Source organism: Halococcus sp. IIIV-5B (assembly GCF_003602035.1).
GTDB lineage: Archaea > Halobacteriota > Halobacteria > Halobacteriales > Halococcaceae > Halococcus > Halococcus salsus.
On the sequence record NZ_QZWE01000015.1, the window covers coordinates 31,637 to 49,951 of the forward strand.

Annotated in this window: 17 protein-coding genes; 11 read left to right on the plus strand and 6 right to left on the minus strand. The window is 62.5% G+C overall.

Features of this window, described 5'->3' with window-relative positions; genetic code table 11:
* Positions 1–229: 229 nt before the first annotated feature.
* Genes D3261_RS11325 through D3261_RS11350 form a run of 6 tightly spaced genes read left to right on the plus strand, consistent with a single transcriptional unit; the run spans position 230 to position 8,730 of the window.
* Positions 230–1,600 carry a diaminobutyrate--2-oxoglutarate transaminase gene (locus tag D3261_RS11325; RefSeq protein ID WP_120072557.1) on the plus strand — a complete coding sequence of 457 codons (1,371 nt, stop codon included), beginning with the start codon at positions 230–232 and terminating at the stop codon, positions 1,598–1,600.
* On the plus strand, positions 1,597–3,081 hold the full coding sequence (locus D3261_RS11330) for an aspartate aminotransferase family protein (protein ID WP_120072450.1): 1,485 nt from the start codon (positions 1,597–1,599) through the stop codon (positions 3,079–3,081). Before D3261_RS11325 ends, D3261_RS11330 begins: the two co-directional genes overlap by 4 nt.
* Complete coding sequence (locus D3261_RS11335; protein ID WP_120072452.1) at positions 3,078–4,904, plus strand: IucA/IucC family siderophore biosynthesis protein; 1,827 nt, start codon at positions 3,078–3,080, stop codon at positions 4,902–4,904. Before D3261_RS11330 ends, D3261_RS11335 begins: the two co-directional genes overlap by 4 nt.
* A complete protein-coding gene (locus tag D3261_RS11340; RefSeq protein ID WP_120072453.1) occupies positions 4,901–5,551 on the plus strand; it encodes a GNAT family N-acetyltransferase in 651 nt (216 codons plus the stop codon). Before D3261_RS11335 ends, D3261_RS11340 begins: the two co-directional genes overlap by 4 nt.
* Positions 5,544–6,920, plus strand: coding sequence for a lysine N(6)-hydroxylase/L-ornithine N(5)-oxygenase family protein (locus tag D3261_RS11345; protein ID WP_120072559.1), 1,377 nt, complete (start codon positions 5,544–5,546; stop codon positions 6,918–6,920). Before D3261_RS11340 ends, D3261_RS11345 begins: the two co-directional genes overlap by 8 nt.
* 1 nt (position 6,921) lies before the next feature.
* Positions 6,922–8,730: an IucA/IucC family siderophore biosynthesis protein gene (locus tag D3261_RS11350; protein ID WP_120072455.1), complete on the plus strand. Its 1,809-nt coding sequence runs from the start codon at positions 6,922–6,924 to the stop codon at positions 8,728–8,730.
* 187 nt (positions 8,731–8,917) lie between these two features.
* Here the strand turns inward: D3261_RS11350 and D3261_RS20040 are convergent, their stop codons facing one another.
* Positions 8,918–9,094, minus strand: coding sequence for a hypothetical protein (locus tag D3261_RS20040; RefSeq protein WP_158589385.1), 177 nt, complete (start codon positions 9,092–9,094; stop codon positions 8,918–8,920).
* A 153-nt stretch (positions 9,095–9,247) separates the two neighbouring features.
* Here D3261_RS20040 and D3261_RS11355 point away from each other — a divergent pair, with 153 nt between their 5' ends.
* The 3 genes from D3261_RS11355 to D3261_RS11365 all read left to right on the plus strand — a co-directional run bounded on the left by D3261_RS11355 (position 9,248) and on the right by D3261_RS11365 (position 11,784).
* Entirely contained in the window at positions 9,248–10,027 is a 780-nt protein-coding gene (locus D3261_RS11355) for a sulfite exporter TauE/SafE family protein (RefSeq protein WP_120072457.1), read from the plus strand.
* A gap of 387 nt (positions 10,028–10,414) precedes the next feature.
* Complete coding sequence (locus D3261_RS11360) at positions 10,415–10,699, plus strand: hypothetical protein (protein ID WP_120072459.1); 285 nt, start codon at positions 10,415–10,417, stop codon at positions 10,697–10,699.
* Positions 10,700–10,965: 266 nt separating this feature from the next.
* Positions 10,966–11,784, plus strand: a complete 819-nt coding sequence (locus D3261_RS11365; RefSeq protein ID WP_120072461.1) for a type II CAAX prenyl endopeptidase Rce1 family protein — start codon at positions 10,966–10,968, stop codon at positions 11,782–11,784.
* 67 nt (positions 11,785–11,851) lie between these two features.
* On the opposite strand, the gene D3261_RS11370 is transcribed toward D3261_RS11365, so the two are convergent.
* Positions 11,852–12,199, minus strand: a complete 348-nt coding sequence (locus D3261_RS11370) for a hypothetical protein (protein WP_120072463.1) — start codon at positions 12,197–12,199, stop codon at positions 11,852–11,854.
* Positions 12,196–12,540: a winged helix-turn-helix domain-containing protein gene (locus tag D3261_RS11375; RefSeq protein WP_233553977.1), complete on the minus strand. Its 345-nt coding sequence runs from the start codon at positions 12,538–12,540 to the stop codon at positions 12,196–12,198. The genes D3261_RS11370 and D3261_RS11375 overlap by 4 nt, the downstream gene beginning before the upstream one ends.
* A gap of 103 nt (positions 12,541–12,643) precedes the next feature.
* On the opposite strand from D3261_RS11375, the gene D3261_RS20045 reads away from it, so the two are divergent.
* Positions 12,644–12,796, plus strand: a complete 153-nt coding sequence (locus D3261_RS20045; RefSeq protein ID WP_158589386.1) for a hypothetical protein — start codon at positions 12,644–12,646, stop codon at positions 12,794–12,796.
* 41 nt (positions 12,797–12,837) lie between these two features.
* Here the strand turns inward: D3261_RS20045 and D3261_RS11380 are convergent, their stop codons facing one another.
* Complete coding sequence (locus tag D3261_RS11380; protein ID WP_233553978.1) at positions 12,838–13,734, minus strand: DUF106 domain-containing protein; 897 nt, start codon at positions 13,732–13,734, stop codon at positions 12,838–12,840.
* A 382-nt stretch (positions 13,735–14,116) separates the two neighbouring features.
* Between D3261_RS11380 and D3261_RS11385 the strand changes: the two genes are divergently transcribed.
* A complete protein-coding gene (locus D3261_RS11385; protein ID WP_120072468.1) occupies positions 14,117–14,875 on the plus strand; it encodes a CPBP family intramembrane glutamic endopeptidase in 759 nt (252 codons plus the stop codon).
* Positions 14,876–15,408: 533 nt separating this feature from the next.
* On the opposite strand, the gene D3261_RS11390 is transcribed toward D3261_RS11385, so the two are convergent.
* Both D3261_RS11390 and D3261_RS11395 read right to left on the minus strand, forming a co-directional pair.
* A complete protein-coding gene (locus D3261_RS11390) occupies positions 15,409–16,464 on the minus strand; it encodes a phosphotransferase family protein (RefSeq protein WP_120072470.1) in 1,056 nt (351 codons plus the stop codon).
* 360 nt (positions 16,465–16,824) lie between these two features.
* The gene (locus D3261_RS11395; RefSeq protein WP_120072472.1) at positions 16,825–18,078 is read right to left on the minus strand and encodes a hypothetical protein; all 1,254 of its coding nucleotides are present in this window, start codon (positions 18,076–18,078) and stop codon (positions 16,825–16,827) included.
* Between the last annotated feature and the right edge of the window lie 237 nt (positions 18,079–18,315).

Genomic DNA, 18,315 nt, shown 5'->3' on the forward strand with positions numbered 1-18,315 from the left:
GGACGAGAGCGGCTACTAGTTTGTGCACCGAAACCCGATAACCACCGTCCTGACCGGTCCTCTGCGGGTTCCGTCTCCCATTCCCGAGAACCCGCCGGCCAGTAGATTTAGGTTAGCCAAAAATCCGAAGTTCTTATTGCTTTTAGGGCTGCCTAAAGAACTGCATGTATTCGATGACCCACCGAACGGGACGTGGCGGCGGAACCATCGGTCGAGGGAGTGGTCCGCCCTGAGCTACCTCGACGGGGGCAACAGCGCCATCCTCACACGGCAATCCGAACGCGAATCGAACGCGCGAACGTACCCGCGCCACCTGCCCTTCGCCATCCGCGAGGCGAAGGGGGTGACCGTCACCGACATGGATGGGAACAAGTACTACGACTGCCTCGCGGGGGCCGGGACGCTCGCCCTGGGACACAACCATCCCCGGGTCGTCGAGGCGATGGAACGGGTCATCGACGAGGACCGACCGATCCACACCCTCGACATCTCTACGCCGACGAAGGAACGGTTCGTCGACGCGCTGTTCGAGAGCCTCCCCGACGCGTTCGCCGACCGGGCGAAGGTACAGTTCTGTAGCCCCGCCGGAACCGACGCCGTCGAAGCCGCGCTGAAGCTCGTCAAGACCGCCACTGGGAACCGAAGCGTGCTGGGGTTCCAGGGTGCCTATCACGGCATGACCAGCGGGGCGCTCAGCCTGATGGGCGATACCGAGGCGAAGGAGACGCTCTCCGGTTCGATGGGCGAGGTCCATCATCTCCCGTATCCGTCGAACTACCGTCCGCCGTTCGGCGTCGCGGGCGAGGAGGGTCACTGCCTCGCCAGTCGGTACGTGCAGAACCTCCTCAACGACCCCAAAAGCGGGATCACCGACCCCGCCGGGATGATCCTCGAACCGATCCAGGGCGAGGGTGGGTCGGTTCCCGCCCCCGACGGGTGGCTCCGGGAGATGCGGCGGATAACGCGCGAACGCGATATCCCGCTGATCCTCGACGAGATCCAGACGGGTCTCGGCCGCACGGGCGAGACCTACGCCTTCGAGCACGCCGACATCGTCCCCGACGTCGTCACGCTCTCGAAGGCCATCGGCGGCGGGCTCCCGCTCGCGGTCGTCGTCTACGACGAGTCGCTCGACGTCTGGGAACCGGGTGCCCACGCTGGCACTTTCCGTGGCAACCAGCTCGCCATGGCGGCCGGCGAGGCGACCATCGACCACGTCCTGGAGAACGACCTCGCGGAACACGCCGCGGACGTCGGTGCCCGGCTGCACGAGACGCTCGAAGCGACGGCCGACCGCTTCGAGGCCGTCGGCGACGTTCACGGACGCGGACTCATGCTCGGGGTCGAGTTCGTCGACCACGGGATCGAGTGGCAGGGACCCGGACCGCACGCCCCGGACGGCGACTTCGCGGGAGCCGTCCAGATGGCGTGTTTCGAGCGCGGCCTCGTCATCGAACGCGGCGGACGGGGGGACGCCACTGCGCGATTCCTCCCGCCGCTGGTCGTGACGAGGGCGCAGGTCGACGAGATCGCCGCGATCTTCGAGGAGGCGGTGGAGGCCGTCACGGACGAGCGGTCGCGGCGGGAGGTGACGGCGTGACGCCCGACGAGCTGTTCCTCGGGAGCGACGCGGGCAACGCCGCCTACCGCGAGGCGATGGAAGCGGCGACCGAGACCGTCCTCGACAGCGTCGTCGACGGGGAGAACCCCTATTCAGGGCAACCGCCGGACGTCCTCGCCGAACGGTTCGACGACCCCGTCATCCCGGAGACCGGCGCGGGCCTCGATGCGACTCTCGAGGAGGTCGGCGAGCGCGTGCTCGCACACTCCGTCGACCCGTCGAACGGCCGCTGTGTGGCCCACCTCCAGTGCCCGCCGATGATACCTGGACTCGCCGCCGAGGCGCTGTTGACCGCGGCGAACCAGTCGCTCGACTCGTTCGACCAGGCACCTGCCGCAACGGTGCTCGAAGAACGCGTCGTCGACGCCCTCTGTGACCTGTTCGACCTCCCGGCCGACGGGGACGGGGTCTTCACCAGCGGCGGCACGGAGTCGAACTTCCAGGCGCTGTTGCTCGCTCGCGACCGGTGTTGCAGCCGCCGGTTCGACCACGACGTGCAGGCCGACGGACTCCCGGCGGACGCCGATTCGCTCCGGGTGCTCTGTTCGGACGCCGCGCACTTCACCGCGAAGCAGGCCGCACACCACCTCGGGCTCGGCGAGAACGCCGTCGTCACCGTGGCGACGGACGACGAGGGACGGATCGACGTTTCGGCGCTCGACGCGACGCTCGCGGACCTCCGCGCCCGCGACCGCGAGCCGTTCGCGCTGGTCGGCACCGCGGGGACGACCGACTTCGGGAGCATCGACCCGCTCTCGGCGCTCGCCGACCGGGCCACGGAACACGACCTCTGGTTCCACGTGGATGCCGCCTACGGCGGCGCGCTCGCGGTGACCGACCACCGCGCCCTGCTCGACGGTATCGAACGAGCGGACTCGGTCGCCGTCGACTTTCACAAGCTGTTCTTCCAACCGATCAGCTGTGGAGCCCTCCTGCTCCGCGACGGCGACGAGTTCGGCCGGATGGCTCGCAACGCCGCCTACCTCAACCCCGCGGGCCACGACGACGCCGGTATCCCGAACCTCGTCGCGAAGTCGGTCCGGACGACGCGTCGCTTCGACGCGCTGAAACCCTACGTCGCGTTCCGCAGCCTCGGCCGGGAGGGGATCGCGGCGCTCGTGGAATCGACACTCGAACTGGCCGACGGGGCGGCGGCGCTCGTCGACGACGCCGACGACCTCGAACGCCTGCACGAGCCGACGCTGAACGCGCTGGTGTTCCGCTATCGACCCAACGACGGAATGGACGGCCGCGCGGTGGGTCGGCTGAACGCCGCCATCCGGCGCGAGCTCCTCCACGACGGCCGGGCCCTCGTCGCCCGAACCGAGGTCGACGGGGTGACCAGCCTGAAGGTCACGCTTCTGGATCCGGCGGCGACGCTCGACGACGTGGCCGCGACCCTCGACGTCCTCCGGGACTGTGGCGAGTCCCTCGTCGCCGAACGGGGAGCGGTCGCATGAGCCTCGAAACCGGACGGGACGAACACGGCGAGGAGCGCGCGCCGGCGGTCGACCCCGAGGCCCGCGCCGACGACGCCACCGTCCACGCGTTCCTCAACTGCTACCTCCGGGAGACGGGCGACTACGAGGTGGTCGACGAACCTGTCGCCGGGGTCGACCCCAGTGGGGATGGCTTACTGCGTGTGACACTCTCTGGGCAGGGGGTCGACCTGCTGGCTCCGCTCGCCTACCGTTCCCCGACCGAGCGTCACCTCTTCGAGACGCCTGTTCGCTACCGAATGGGCGGTAAAAGGGCTCTCCCCCTCGATTCGGCCACGTTCGCCGCGCTGGTGATCAAGGACCTCTCGCTCACGCAGGAGGGGACGGCCGTCCCTGACGAGCTCCTCGAACGGGTGCTCCGGAGCAAGCGCGCGACCGAGACGTTCGTCAGGGCGCGTGCCGACGACGAGGAACGGCTCTACGCCGAGCGGCTGTCGTTCCGCGACGCAGAGCAGGCACTCGTCTTCGGCCACCACTGCCACCCGACACCGAAGAGCCGGCAGGGGATCGCGGCACGGAACCGCGCGACCTACGCGCCGGAACTCCGTGGAAGCTTTCCGCTACACTACTTCCGTGCGGACCCGGCCTTGGTGTCGGCCGACTCGGTGCTCGATCGAAGCGCCACGCGGTGGGTGAAGGACGCCCTCCGCGATGATCCCGAGGTTCCCGAGTCGTTCGTCGCCGAACACGTCGCGAGCGACGACGTCCTCCTCCCGGTGCATCCCTGGCAAGCCCGGTACCTCCTCGACCAGTCGGCCGTCCAGGAGCGACTCGGCGATGGACTCGAACATCTCGGGGCGGTCGGTCGGGAGTTCCACCCCACGACGTCCGTTCGGACGCTGTACAGCCCGGCGTCACCGTTCATGGTGAAGTCCTCATTGCACGTGCGGATAACCAACTCTCTCCGGACCAACAAGCTGCCGGAGCTGGAGCGGGGCGTCGCCATCGCCGAACTGCTCGACACCGCGTTCGGCGACGAGCTCGCCGCGACCTTCCCGGAGTTCGACGTGATCCGGGATCCGGCGTATCTCGCGCTCGACCTCGGCGACGGCGAGTCGGGACTGGAGACGGTGTTGCGAGCGAACCCGTTCGCCGGTGTCGACGAGCCGAACGCCACGCCCGTCGTCTCGCTCTGTCAGGACGCCATCGCCGGCCGGTCGCGGCTCGGTCGCCTCGTCGCTTCCGTCGCCGACCGGGAGGACCGCTCGACGGAGGCGGTGAGTGCAGACTGGTTTCAGGAATACCTCCGCCTCTCCGTACGGCCCGTGCTCTGGCTCTACCTCGTCCAGGGCGTCGGTGTCGAGGCGCACCAGCAGAACACGGTGCTCGAACTCGATGCCGACGGCTACCCCGACAGATGTTACTACCGCGACAATCAGGGGTTCTACCTCCCCGAGTCGAAACACGCCGACGTCGAGGCGTCCCTCCCGGGTATCGGCGAACGTGCAGGCACCGTCTGTGCCGACGCGATCGCCGACGAACGGCTCCGGTACTACGTCGTCCTCAACAACGCGCTCGGGGTGGTGAACACCTTCGGTAGCGCCGGGCTCGTCGACGAACGTCGACTGTTGGGGCTGCTTCGGGACGAACTCGAACGCGCTCGTGAGCGGTACGACCGACCTTCTTCCGACCTCCTCGATCCGTTACTCGAATCGCCGACCGTGCCCTGCAAGGCGAACCTGCTCACGCGCTTTCGGGGACTGGACGAACTGGAGAACGACCTCGAGAACCAGTCCGTCTACACGGACGTCACGAACCCCCTCGTCACCGAACTCGACAGATGACAGGACCCCACACTACGCACCCGACCGACGACGAGTATCGGACCTACGACCCGGATATCGACCGCACGATATCGCTCCGCCGAGCGACCATCGAGCGCGACCTCGAACGGCTTCACTCCTGGCTGGGGAGCGACCACGTGAAGCCGTACTGGGACCTCGACCGCCCGTTGCCGGTGTTCCGCGAGCGCCTCCAGACGAAGCTCGCGGACGACCACCTCACGCCGTACGTCGGCTGTCTCGACCACGTCCCGATGAGCTACTGGGAGTCCTACTGGGCCGCCGAAGACGACGTCGGCAACCACTACGACGCCGACCCCGCCGACCAAGGCGTGCACCTGCTGATCGGTCCCGAGGAGTATCTGGGGCACGGATACGCATCCGCACTGCTGCGGGCGGTCGTCGCCATGCAGTTTGCTCACGCCGAGACCGACCGGGTGATCGCCGAACCCGACGTCCGGAACGAGCACGTCATCCACGTGTTCGAGCAGTGTGGTTTCGAGCCACGGACGGAGTTCGCCTTCGAAGAGGCCGGGAAGGACGCGCTGTTGCTGGTCTGTGAACGCGAGCACTTCGAGCGCGAGGTGATGTCCGGCACGACCGACGCGACCGCCGAGGCAACTGAAGCGACGGGTGGTGCCGATGGCTGAGCGGTCGAGAGGTGGTAAAGTCCACGACGTCGTCGGCATCGGGATCGGTCCGTTCAACCTCGGGCTCGCGGCGATGGTGGACGGCGTCGAGGAGGACGTCGAGACCGTCTTCCTCGAACGCGAACCCGCGTTCAACTGGCACGAGGGAATGTTGCTGGAGGGAACGACGCTCGAAGTCCCCTTCCTCGCCGACCTCGTGACACTCGCGGACCCGACGAACCCCCACAGCTACCTCAACTACCTTCGGGAGACGGGTCGGCTCTACGAGTTCTACTTCTACGAGACGTTCCAGATCCCCAGACGGGAGTTCAACGACTACCTCCGGTGGGTCGCCGACTCCCTCGGGGGATTGGAGTTCAGCCGTGAAGTAATCGAGATCACCTGGGACGACGACCACGAGCACTACGTCGTTGTCGCTCACCACCCAGGGACGGGCGAGCGCTTCGAGTATCGCGGCGAGAACCTCGCACTGGGGATCGGCTCGCGGCCACAGGTACCCGACCACCTGCAGGGTCATCCCGAGGAGGACGTCTTCCACACCGCCCGATACCGTCACAACCGCGAACGGGTCTCAACAGCTGATTCGGTCACCGTCGTCGGATCTGGTCAGAGCGCTGCGGAGGTGTTCGAGGACCTGCTGGAGCGCCAGCCCGAGGCGGGCTATCGGCTCGACTGGCTCACCCGTTCTGACGGGTTCTTCCCGATGGAGTACTCGAAGCTCGGGCTGCAGCACTTCACGCCCGAGTACGAGCGGTACGTCTACGACCTGCCCCAGGAGGTCAAGGACGACCTCGTCCCGAACCAGGACCGCCTCTACAAGGGTGTCGACCCGGGGACGAGTGCCGACATCTACGACCTGCTGTATCGGCGCTCCATCGGCGACCGGGACCCGGACGTGGGACTGTTCGCGATGACGGAGGTGCGGGACATCGAGGCCGTCGGGGAGGGCTACGCGCTCGACTGTCACCAGTGGCAGGCCGAGGAGTCGTTCGTCCATGAGAGCGAGGTCGTGATTCTCGGGACCGGTTACGAACGCCCGATCCCGGGCTTCCTCGAACCCCTCGAAAGCGCGATCGGCTGGGACGACCGAGGCCGGTTCGAAGTAGCCGAAGACCACCGTCTCGTTATCGACCACCCCGGGGACGTGTTCCTCCAGAACGCGGAGCTCCACACCCACGGTGTCGGTGTGCCGGACCTCGGGCTCGGTGCCTACCGCAACACGAGGTTCGTCAATCGGCTCGTCGGTCGCGAGGCCTACCCAGAGGACACGAACACCGTCTACCAGGACTTCGCCGTCGAACAGTTCGTCGAACGCTCGCCGGGCGCGTCCGTCCACGAGGGCGACCCGGCACCAACCCGCAACGACTGACATGAACCCGAACGAAACCACCCGACAGGACGCACTGACACCCGAGGTATGGACGACGACCGAGCGTCGCCTCCTGACGAAGATGCTCGAAGCCTTCGCCTACGAGGAGATACTCGCGCCGCGGAAGGTCCGGGACGGCGACGACCGTGCCGATTTCAGGTTCGACCTCGGTCCGGCGAGCTATCGCTTTGAGGCAAGCGAGCGGCTCATGGACGGCCTCCACGTTCACGGTGACACCGTCGAGCGACGAACGGACGGGGACTGGACGGCGCTCGACGACCCGTTTCGCCTGCTGCACGACCTCGGCGAAACCACCGAGCTGGATGGACTCACCGAGGGGAACCTCGTCCGCGAGTACAAACGAACGCTACTCGCGGACGCCCACATCGAAGCCAGAAAGCGCGACCGCGAGGGGTTCGACCCGCTGGCCCTCGGCTACGCACAGCTCGAAGGCGAGATGGAGGGCCATCCCTGGATCACCTACAACAAGGGTCGGCTCGGTTGGGGGTACGACGACTACCGACGGTACGCCCCCGAGATGAAAGAGCCCGTGAAGCTCTCGTGGGTCGCCGTCCGGAAGACGGCGTCGACGTTCGTCGCGACCGACGGGGTCGACCACGACTCGCTCGTCCGGACCGAACTCGGGGACCGCTACGAGGCCTTTCGGGACCGCCTCGCCTCGAAGGGCCTCGATCCGGAGAGCTACTACCTCCTGCCGGTCCACGACTGGCAGTGGGAACACAGCATCGTCCCGCTGTTTCCCGACCACATCGCCGACGACCGCATCGTCCCGCTCGGCGAGGGGCCCGACGAGTACCTGCCACAGCAGTCCGTCCGCACGTTCGTCAACGTCGACCACGACGGGAAACACCACGTGAAGGTGCCGATGCGGATCCTCAACACGCTCGTCTGGCGGGGACTTCCGGGCGAACGGACGGAGCTCGCCCCGACCGTCACCGAGTACATCGAGGGGATCTACGAGAACGATAGCTTCCTCCAAGACCAGGGGCTCGTTCTCCCGGGCGAGATCGCGGGCATCAACTACGACCACGGGGATTTCACGGCCATCGACGGCTCCCCCTATCAGTACCACGAGTTGCTAGGGGTGGTGTGGCGCGAGTCGATCCACACGTTCCTCGACGGTGACGAGCACGCGGTCACGCTGTCGGCGCTGATGCACGTCGACAGCGAGGGCGTCCCGTACGTCTCGCGGCTCGTCGAGCGATCCGGGCTGACGCTCGACGAGTGGCTGGAGTCGTTCTTCGACACCGTGCTGCCGCCGCTGTTGCACTTCCTCTACCGGTACGGAACGGTGTTCTCCCCGCACGGCCAGAACACCATCCTCGTCGTCGAGGACGGCGTGCCGACGCGGCTCGCGGTGAAGGACTTCGTCGACGACGTGAACGTGAGCGACCAGCCGCTCCCCGAGCTGGCGGCCCTCCCCGACGAGATGCACGACGTGCTCAGGAAGGAACCACCCGAGGGACTCTGTCAGTTCGTCTTCTGTGGGCTGTTCGTCTGTGTGCTCCGATACGTCGCGGACGTGCTCGTAGAGCACGAGGACTACACCGAGGAACGGTTCTGGCGGCACGCCCGGACGGCCGTTCTCGACTATCAGGCGCAGTTCCCGGAACTGGCGGAGCGCTTCGAACTGTTCGACCTGCTCCAGCCGGAGTTCACGAAGCTCACCCTCAACCGGAATCGACTGTTCAACTACGGCTACGACGACGCCCCCGCCCGTCCGCACGCCGTCGAACACGGAACGGTGACGAACCCGCTCTACGAGGTCGCGGACGAGCACTCCAGCTGAGTCGGTTGTAGCTGGATCGGTGGCCGAGCGGCTCCGGCTACCGTTCGCTGCCGCGGTCTCCGTGGACGCCCTGCTGGCGGGTCGATTCCCCGTGTTGCGGACTCCGGCCGGAACCAAGGTGTGAAACGACCCACCGGACCGGCCACGGGCGGGATCCGAAAAGAGGGAAAACGTCTCGGGGTCGGGATCAGCTGTTACTGATACCGACGTGGAGCGGTTCAGCGGTTTCGAGGTTCTCGATCACGATGACTACCTCGCCGTCCAGGGCGGTCGTGGAGACGTTGGGGATTCCGGCACTCGCGACCCGGTCGCACGTTATCTTCAACCTACCACTCTCGTCGGCTCTGGCTTCGTAATACTCCATCCGCGATGCTTTCCCCTGTAACGGTATCACTCCGCTGCAGGCGAGAGCAGCCCTGGGACTCACGAGCGTCAAGCGGACTAAATCGAACATCACCAACCCTCGCGATCATGTTGAACAAATTTTATTTACTCCCTCCAGCGAGGAGAGTGGCTAGTGGAACTCGCCCTGCTCGTGGTTCTCGTGGCGGTCTCGTTCGCCGGCGGCGCTGTGGTCACGTCCGTCGGTCCCGGCGGGATATTCGTCGTCGCGGCACTGTACGGGCTCACGGCGCTTCCAGCGGCGGTCGTCGCCGGTACCTCGAGCGTGACCTTCATCGGTGGATCAGTCCTCGGAGCGGCGGGATACGTCTACTCCGACGACATGGATTGGGGAATGGCGCTCCTCATCGGAATCGGTGGTGCCGTCGGAACACAACTCGGGGTACTCCTCAACGGTGTCGTGTCCCGACGATCGTTCGGCGTCCTCCTCGGCGTCCTGTTGGGAACGGTCGGCGCGACGATCCTCCTCCGCGAGCGAGGGAGTCTCGATCGACTCCCGACGGAAGCACTCGACGTCACACCGACCAGCAGTGCCGGAGTCGTGGTCTTCGGGACGGTCGGTCTCCTGGTTGGAGCCGCCGGCGGGCTGTTCGGCATCGGTGGCGCGGCACTCGTCCCGCCGGCGTTGGTACTGGTCGGCGTCTCCATGATCACCGCACTGGCGGTCACCCAGGTCGCGGTCGTGTTCATCGCGTCGGCGTCGGCGGTCTCTTACACCCTTCAGGGGTCGGTTGCCGTGCCACTGGTGTTCGCCATCACCGCCGGCTATCTCCTCGGCGCGCTCGGCGGGTGGCGAGTCGCGAAGCGTGTCGATCCGAATCGACTCACCACCGTCCTGGGTGTGCTCTTGATCGGATCGATGCCGGTTCTCGTGTATCCGTCCCTCATCCTCTGATACGCTCCGTCGGCCGTTTCCGCACCCAGACAAAACGTCCCAGCAGCCTGTCCCGGAAGTGGAGACTATCGCTCTCAGTGCGTATCCCGGTGGGGCCCGCCCATCATCGCGATCCTACTCACACTCCGTAGGCTTTCGGAGGCATTGAAACACCGTCGAGCAGCGAATGCAGGGCGGTTGTGATAGCGGTGGAATGGAACGGGGCTGTAGGTGTCGAGCTCGCTCCGGGCTCTCTCGGAGAGGTCCGTCCGATCACCTTCCGATTCGAACCGGACCGCTTCGGGGATGAAGGCGTCTACACGGCCGAGACCGAGAGGCTCACGAACCGCGCGGATCGAACGTGTTCCATTCCGTTTAGTACCTCGGACACGTATCGCCACCCGAGACATGTCGGACGACTTCGCCCCCAACGACTTCGACCGAATCCGTGACCAGGCGCTCGACGCGATCGACCAAGAGGACGTCGTCTCGATGTACGTGGGATTGATCCCGGAGAACGGAACGAACGAGTATTATTTCGGCAACACGGTCGAGGACGCGGAGCTCAGGGAGATGGCCGGCAAGCAGCTCGGGATGATGGCCCGCGTACTCGCGGACCAATCGGAGTGGTCCGTCGAGGAGGTAGCACAGCACGCCGTCGAGCAGGCCGAGTCGATGCGTCTTCAGCCCTAACGGGCACCGACGCTGTGGTCTCAGGGATGCCGGAGTCCCCGCCTATCTGGGCCACAGTTCTCTCCTATCCGTCTGTTCGACCACTACAGGACCCGTCCGCTGGTACCCAACGGTGATGCTATACGGTCATTCTAGCCGCAACCCGTCCGAAGACCTCGGTGACGAATCCTTCCTCAAAGAGGTCACCGGACCTCCCTATCGCGTCGGTCGCTTTCGGGTGACTTGGCCCGTACTTTTATGCAGAGCGGTAGTGAAACCGACGATCGATGGCGGCCCAACACCGAGCGGTGCGAGAACGTCCGGTGCTCGGCTTCGTTCTCCTGAGTATCGTCTTCTCGTGGGCGATGTGGGGAATACAGTATCTCTGGCCGCGGAACCCGGTCGCTCTGATCGCGCCCCTCCCATCGGTCGGCCCGGCCGTCGCCGCAGTGGTCGTCGTCCACCTCTCGGGTTTCGATCTGCGTGCATGGATGGACCACCTGAGCGGACGGGATGTCGAGCCGTACTGGTACGGCGTTGGCCTCGCCCTGCCGCTGGTCTGCGTGGTCGCCACCACGATCGCCGCGGCACTGCTGTTCAACGGACCGTGGGCCGTCCCGTTCTCCACTCCTCAAAGAGCCGCCGGATACGCCGTCTCGCTGGTCTTCAGTGTGATCCCGGCACTCGGTGTGGAGGCGGGCTTTCGCGGATTCGCCCTGCCTCGCCTCCAGCACCGCTACGACGCACTCGTCGCCAGCGCCTTCGTCGCCGTCGCGTGGGCGGTCTGGAGCCTCCCCCTGTTCGTGTTCCCCGGTACGTATCTCGCCGGATTCTCGCTCCCGGTCGCTGTGTTGTTGCTGGTGGTTGTCTCGGTGTTCCTCACCTACGTCTACAACAGCACGGGCGGGAGCATCCCCGTCACCGCCCTGCTCAACGGCGGCCTCGTCACATCGCTCACGTACGGTGCGGTGGGTGCTTCCGGGGTCGAAATCCAGGTGACGACGCTTGCGGCGTGGGCGATCCCCGCGCTCGTCGTCGCCAACCTCTACGGCCGTGAACGCCTCGCAGATGAGGTATCGGCACCGCGGTTTCTCGCCGAATCATAACCGCTCTTCCCTCGTGTTCATGACCGAACGAGGTGCAGGGATCTGCCATCATCACCTCGAAAACACCTCAGTCCCGGCTGAGCGGCATCCGAAGTCCGTAGAGAATGAGCACCAAGCCGATGATCTCGCTCACCTTGCCCGCGATACCGAAGGCGGCGTTCACCGTGACCCGGATGCCGGGGCCGAACTGCGAGAGTTCCCCGGCAAGGACGAAGCCCGCGAGGAGCACCACGGGTGTCCAGAAGGTGAAGAAGAATCCGGTGGCGACGAACAGCATCGGCAGGCTCCGATTCCGCCAGTACCCCCGAAACGCGATGTAGCCGACGGCAATGCCCAACACCGAGGCCGCGAGTGTGAGCGCGATCGATATCGGTTCACCGTTTTGCGTGCCGATCTGGACGAGAGGGTCTATCATCTCATGTCACCGATGAACTGGGTAAATCGGTCGGCCATGCGGTCGCGGCGGGTGAGTCGTAGATGCAAGCCGTCCTCGGTGAGATCGACTTCGATCCGGTCGAGCGTTGCCGTATAGACGTTGTAGTGATGGCCGTCCGCGTCGGGTTGGGTTCGTTTGCTAATGAGGTCATGTGCTTCGAGGGCTTCGAGTCGCCGATAGATCGTCGGTGGTGACACCCCACAGCGGTCGCTGAGTTCCTCGGCCGAGAGGGCTTCCTCGACGGTCTCCGTGAGGATAGTTCGCGCACACTCGTCGGCGAGCAGCGAACCGATGGCGTCCACATCGGAGTCATCACCCACACCTATCACCCGTCATACGTGGACATCAAACCCTGTTCACGACTTCAATCGCTGAAGTTGATGGTTTCGATTTATACTCTTCACCCCATTCTATTGAATTGTCATGGTGGCAATCAACGAAACGACCATCGCGATGGCCTGCGCAGTCCTCGGAGTCGTGTTTTCAGTCGTCTGGTTGGCGCTCGGCCTCTACGGGATCAACTCCCTGCGGGACATCAGGGACAAACTCAACGAACGGGAATCAGCCGACGGATAGTGAGGCTCGATCCATTCGTGAGAACGCGATGAAGAGGGCCATCAGCTATCCGTCGATGGTCCTGTCTGCACGTCGAACGTCTTCTGGATGAGCTGGCGGGACGTGAGCGAACAGATGGAGTACCACAGCAGCCACGCCTGCATCGGGCCGATCACCCGCGCGGTCCACGCGACTCGACCGAGAACGGGGAAGACGAGTCCGGTGGAGGTTATGGCCTGGGTGGGCGAGAGCATAAGCCAGTAGAACCACAGCAAGACCGGTGCCGTGAACAGCATGGTCCACGCGAGCGGGCGAAGCATCTGCGTGAACGAGCCGAGTTGCCCGGTCATGAGCTCCATTTGCTCTTCTTGGATGCGCTCGACGGCCTCTTCATCATCACGCTCTTTGGCCGCCTTGAGCCGTTCCTGCACCTCGTCCATTCGGGTCTGTTGAGCCTGCATCCGGTCGTAATCCATCATCCGCGACTGGAAGACCATCGACACCACACCGGTGCCAGTCGCCAACAGCAAGACGACGAGATAGAAGGGCAGTACCGCCTGCACCGGTGTCAACAGCAGGTCCACCATCGGGCCGACGAAATCTCGGATCTCGGTCACCTGATAGCCGAGCATGAGCGTCACCGCGCCCACGCCCGCGAGCTTGTCAGCGTGTGACCATCCGCTGGAGTCTGCCGTCTCCCGTTCGCTCTCGACCGCGTCGGAAGCGATCGCGGCACCGGTAGCGTCGGTCGCGGCGGGCAACTCTCCCTCGTCGTCAAGGTGGGATTCGACGGCCACGGGGTCGTCGATGACGAAGCGGTCGCCCGCCTCCATCAACACTCCTGTCCGAAGGAGTTCGCCCCACTGTTCCTGATCGAGGCGCTGACTCACGTCACTCCACTCGACGGTGCCGTCACCGGTCTCGGCGGCTTCGTACACGACGGACAGCGCCTCGTCCATGTTATCTCGACGAAACACCGTGCCGAGGTCATCCATTCAAGTTGTCACCGTGACGAATTTGTTCCAGCCCAATTATAAGTCTTCATCCGAATTGTCTATCTATTAAACAGGTTCGGCGACGCCCTTTGCTCCCTACTGGTTGGATCTTCAACCAAGGACACTGAGTCGCCGCCTCATCTCGTAAAATTCAGTGGGCCCTCTACTCTACTCGAATTTGATATTTCTATTTGGCGTCGAATTTCCGCCAACGGTTCTCGTTTCCGAGTTCCGAGTTCTTGCTCTCAGGGAAGTTCGGTGCAATGCCTGGGTTCGAACATCTCTCGTCCATCCCCGATTTTCTTGTACCGGGCTTACTAAAGCGGTTACACGGATTCATATTAATATGGAGATGGGTGCATTGACAAAGACTGATTCTTGGCTTCATGACCACCCACGAGCACTCCTCGTCGGTGGGATGCTGATCGGTGCCAGTACCGCTCTCAATGAGTTCGTATTACCGCCGATTCTCCGGCTGTTTTCGATACAGAATGCCTCCGTATCGTTCTCACCCCTCTCGCTCACGATAGCGCTGCTACTCGGTTCCGGATTGACGGTACTTGTGGCGGTGACATTCCTTTCCATTTCCGGTCGTACCATCGACTATCTTGATATCTACTCACCAACTCCTCGGGAAGGCGGGTACATCGTTATCGGGATAGTGCTGAATCTCGCGGCGTCGATCGGTGTTTCCCTCCTCACCTCGGTCATCGGTCTCCCAGCCGGAGATAACAGTACCGTCGGTCGCGTCCTGGCAAGTGGACCTGAGACTGCGCTCGTATTTGTCGTCTTGGCCGTTCTACTGGTTGGTCCGGGTGAAGAACTACTGTACCGAAACGTGGTGCAAAAACGGCTCTCGGAGGATTTTAACACGTTCACAGCACTCGTTTTTGCCGGAGGATTGTTCGCTCTCAGTCACGTCCCAAACGTGTACGATCCGAATGTGGTTGCAATGATCAGCCCGCTTCTCAGCAACTGGGTCGCAGGGCTCATTTATGGTGCTGTCTACATTCGGACCCAAAACGTCGTCCCTGCGATGCTGACACATGGGCTCTACAACGCAATCGTGGTAGGACTTGCTGTTCTCGGTATCATCGGAGCGTAGCCCGCCTCAACGAGAAATCCCAGCTACTACCCATCAGATCATATATGAATGGATTAGAACTCGGACAGTGCTGTCTGCCAATTGTAGGATCGCGCGAAGAATGCGCAGCAAGCACCCCGGAGGTTTCCAGAATGGATTTTATCCATTGCTTCCCCGAGCTGTGAAGAGTACTCCTCTACGGCCGGAATCAAGGATCGAACTACCATATTCTGATCACGAGCAGGTATCGGAAAAAGATTAGGTCAGTGAGCCGGGGCCTGATGTCCTTGAAGTCGCAGCTATATTCGGTGCAGCTGTGACCCGATTCATCAGTGACAGCGTTGTAGCAAGAATCACTCAAATAATTCACTAACGAACAACATTTCTACCGGGGATAATGGTACATCGTCTGCCGAAACAATAATCGGACATCGACTCATGAGGGGCGTTTTGATCTAAGCGGGGACGTCACTACAAAGTACGAGCAATAGATTCTGAACCCCTACATCTCTCTCGGAAATTCGAGTAGCCGAGATGACCGAATGAGTCCGGTCTTACAGACTCTCTGTCAACTCTTTCCGGATATCTGATGCCGCATAATCGATCTCGCCACCGTGGTCAAACATCTGGAACCAGCTCTCTAAGTGAACCATCGACCGAAGTGCCGAGAGGCTCTCATAGCATTCATGATTCGCATAAAATTCCTCTATGACGTACCCATCCCCCCGATCTCGATAGCCCGCAAGTACGGATTCACGAATGAGGTCCCGACGATCAGGCGTCTCTGGGGCGAACAAGTACGGACCGCCAGCGAGACTCCAAATGACGTTTACAAGGTCGTAGGCAGGCGTGGACGTGATCGTGAACTCCCAGTCGAGCATCGCACTCAACCCGTCGCTGGTGAATAGGAGGTTTTCGAGGGAATGGTCGGTCCGGGCCAGCACCGGTTCAAACGGTCCCTCGATATCATCGATTCGTGATTTGACGACTGGCTCGGTCTCTGGAGCAATGTCGTTAAAGCGTGTCTGGGCGAGATTCTGTATAGTTCCGTCCGCCCAATCGTGAAGTCTCTCCTTCCAATCAGATACCGGATCGGCCACAGTAATGCTATCGAGGTCTCCACTGGGCTTTGAGCCGGACAGTGTAGGCCCGCTGTGAGTGAGGAATCCATAGGTATCAGCGGCATCTATCGAGTGAAGTTCGGTGAGATACTGACCGGTATCATAGGCTATTGCTTGAAGAACATCATCCGAAACCGAAGCCAGCTCAGTTCGTGGCTTCATCTCCCCGGGGAGTGCTTCGAGAAGAGTGAACGGTGCCGGTAGCTCGTCATGCTCATCAACGACTCCATAAATGCCGGGAACGGGGATCTCGCTGTGTCGGTTGAGGACGGCCAGTAATCGGGCTTCAAGATCCACTGATGGATTCTTGCCTTCTGGGGTTGCTTTGAGGTAGCATTCCTGCTCGTCAGTAGGAGTTGCGGCTGTGATACGGTAGACGGAATGGAGGCCTGCTTCGATCGGCGTTGCCTCGTAAATTCTCCACGTCGGTACGATCGTGTTCATCATCCGCCCAAGCTGGTTCTGAGTCAGTGTGTTGTTGTGTTGCATTTGTGTGGGGGTCTGAGGTACGCGATCAGATTCTGATGAAACTCGTCAGTATCGGAACGGGTGGTCGGTTCTGCACCGGGGTGGTGATTCGCCATGCGTTGTGATTTCGGTCGACGGATAGTCGATGCACTGCTCTGGAAATTTAGAATTGGCCGTGTGTACTTCGTTGATAACGGCCGATAGACTGGACTCTACGAACTACGGAAAGCCGTATGGCTGCGTACTTGCCCTTCCGCGGTATGTCCAGTCCGAATTAATTCATTGCTACGAGAACACCCGTGCAACTACTAAAGTACTGTGTACAGAATTCAGAAGCGCTGGGATCGGCTCAGTCGTCTATGTTAGAAATCAACCGGCAGTTCAAGAAGTAATATTCAGAGGTTCCCGTAACTGCCAGACATCGGTCATCGGGTCAAGTCGATGTGGTTCAGCACCTCGTTCAGTGAGGACACCACCGTGGTACAGCATCGCCTTCAGCTGGAAGACGGTTGGTGAATGGAAGACGTTCCCGTCCTCCAACTCAGTTACGTGGAGGTCTCCCTCTTCATCCAGCACTCGGGAGCGAACGTCCTCCGCCCCGCGCACGAATAACTCAATCGTGAACGTCGGGTGCTCTGCATGGAGTCGCTCTACAAGCTCAACGAGCGACGGTTCGCGGAGGCCGTCATCATGCATGGTTTGGAGCGCTTCAACGAGGATTTGCGTTGCCGGATACATCCAGACAACGCGTCTGGTCAGGAGCCCCCACCTGGGATTCACATCACAGAATCGCTGACGCGAACCTTGCCACTCCTCGAATTCGTCGAGTGCGTTGTCCACCGACCCGTACCGGCTCAATGCAAACCGGACCACTTCCTCGCCAAGCGAGGTGAGTTCGATGCGGTTGGGGTGCTCGGTAACCAGTCCGAGAAAGGCCGCACCTTGCCGAGCGTCGTTCACAGCTCGGACGACATACTCGGCGACTACATCGTCCGTGTCGCTGGGATGATACAGCGCGAGCGGAACGCCGAGGTAGTTCTTCGGGTGGTTCAGACCGAACGATTTGTCTGCGACGCCCTGCGCGGTGGCCTGGAAGCGGATGGCCGTTGCGTCATCGGAGATTCGATTGCCAACGATACGAGGAGCTTCCAGCGGTTCAACGGTCCCAGTCGTATCCACGCCGAGAACGCCGACGTTGAGTTCGCGGGCGAGTGTCCGCGTAGACTGTGAAATGGCTCGTGTCGGGGCTGCAACGTAGGCGGCATTGGCCTCTTGAAGCCGGTCGTAGGCCTGTATGATGCCACGCTCAACGTCCACTGCCCCGGAACCGTCGCGCCCTTTCGCCTCGACGGCGACCAAGGGTGGCTGGTCACCAAGACGTTCTACGGCGAGAAGATCGCTTTCGAGGAGTCGCACTCCCACGAGGTCCGGATAACCGGAGCCGAGTTTGACGTGGTTGAAGGGTGCAAGCTGGCTGCGAACCTCCGTCGGTATTGGCTGTCCGGGAAGCCACTCCTTCATTCCGAACTGCGTATCAACAACTGAATAGGCGTTTGTTTCGTCGGAGTCAGGAAAGAGACGGCGCTTGGTGTGCGCAAGGACTTGTGGTTCCGAGAGTGGTACTGCACTGGCCATGACCCGTTATTAAGGAGGCGGGACATGAATGTTCGCCGAAGAAGCTCATCACATCACTTCAAAAACACTCAACTTGCTAATGTTGTTGAGAGACTATTTCTACCACTCTCTGGTATAAGTCTACCGCAATCGCCCATTGATTATGGTCCCCGTTTGTGTCTTAGATGTTGTGAACCGCAAGACAGCAGACACCCCGTTCGGTAGCCGAACGAAATCAAACGCCTTATTGAGGGTTTG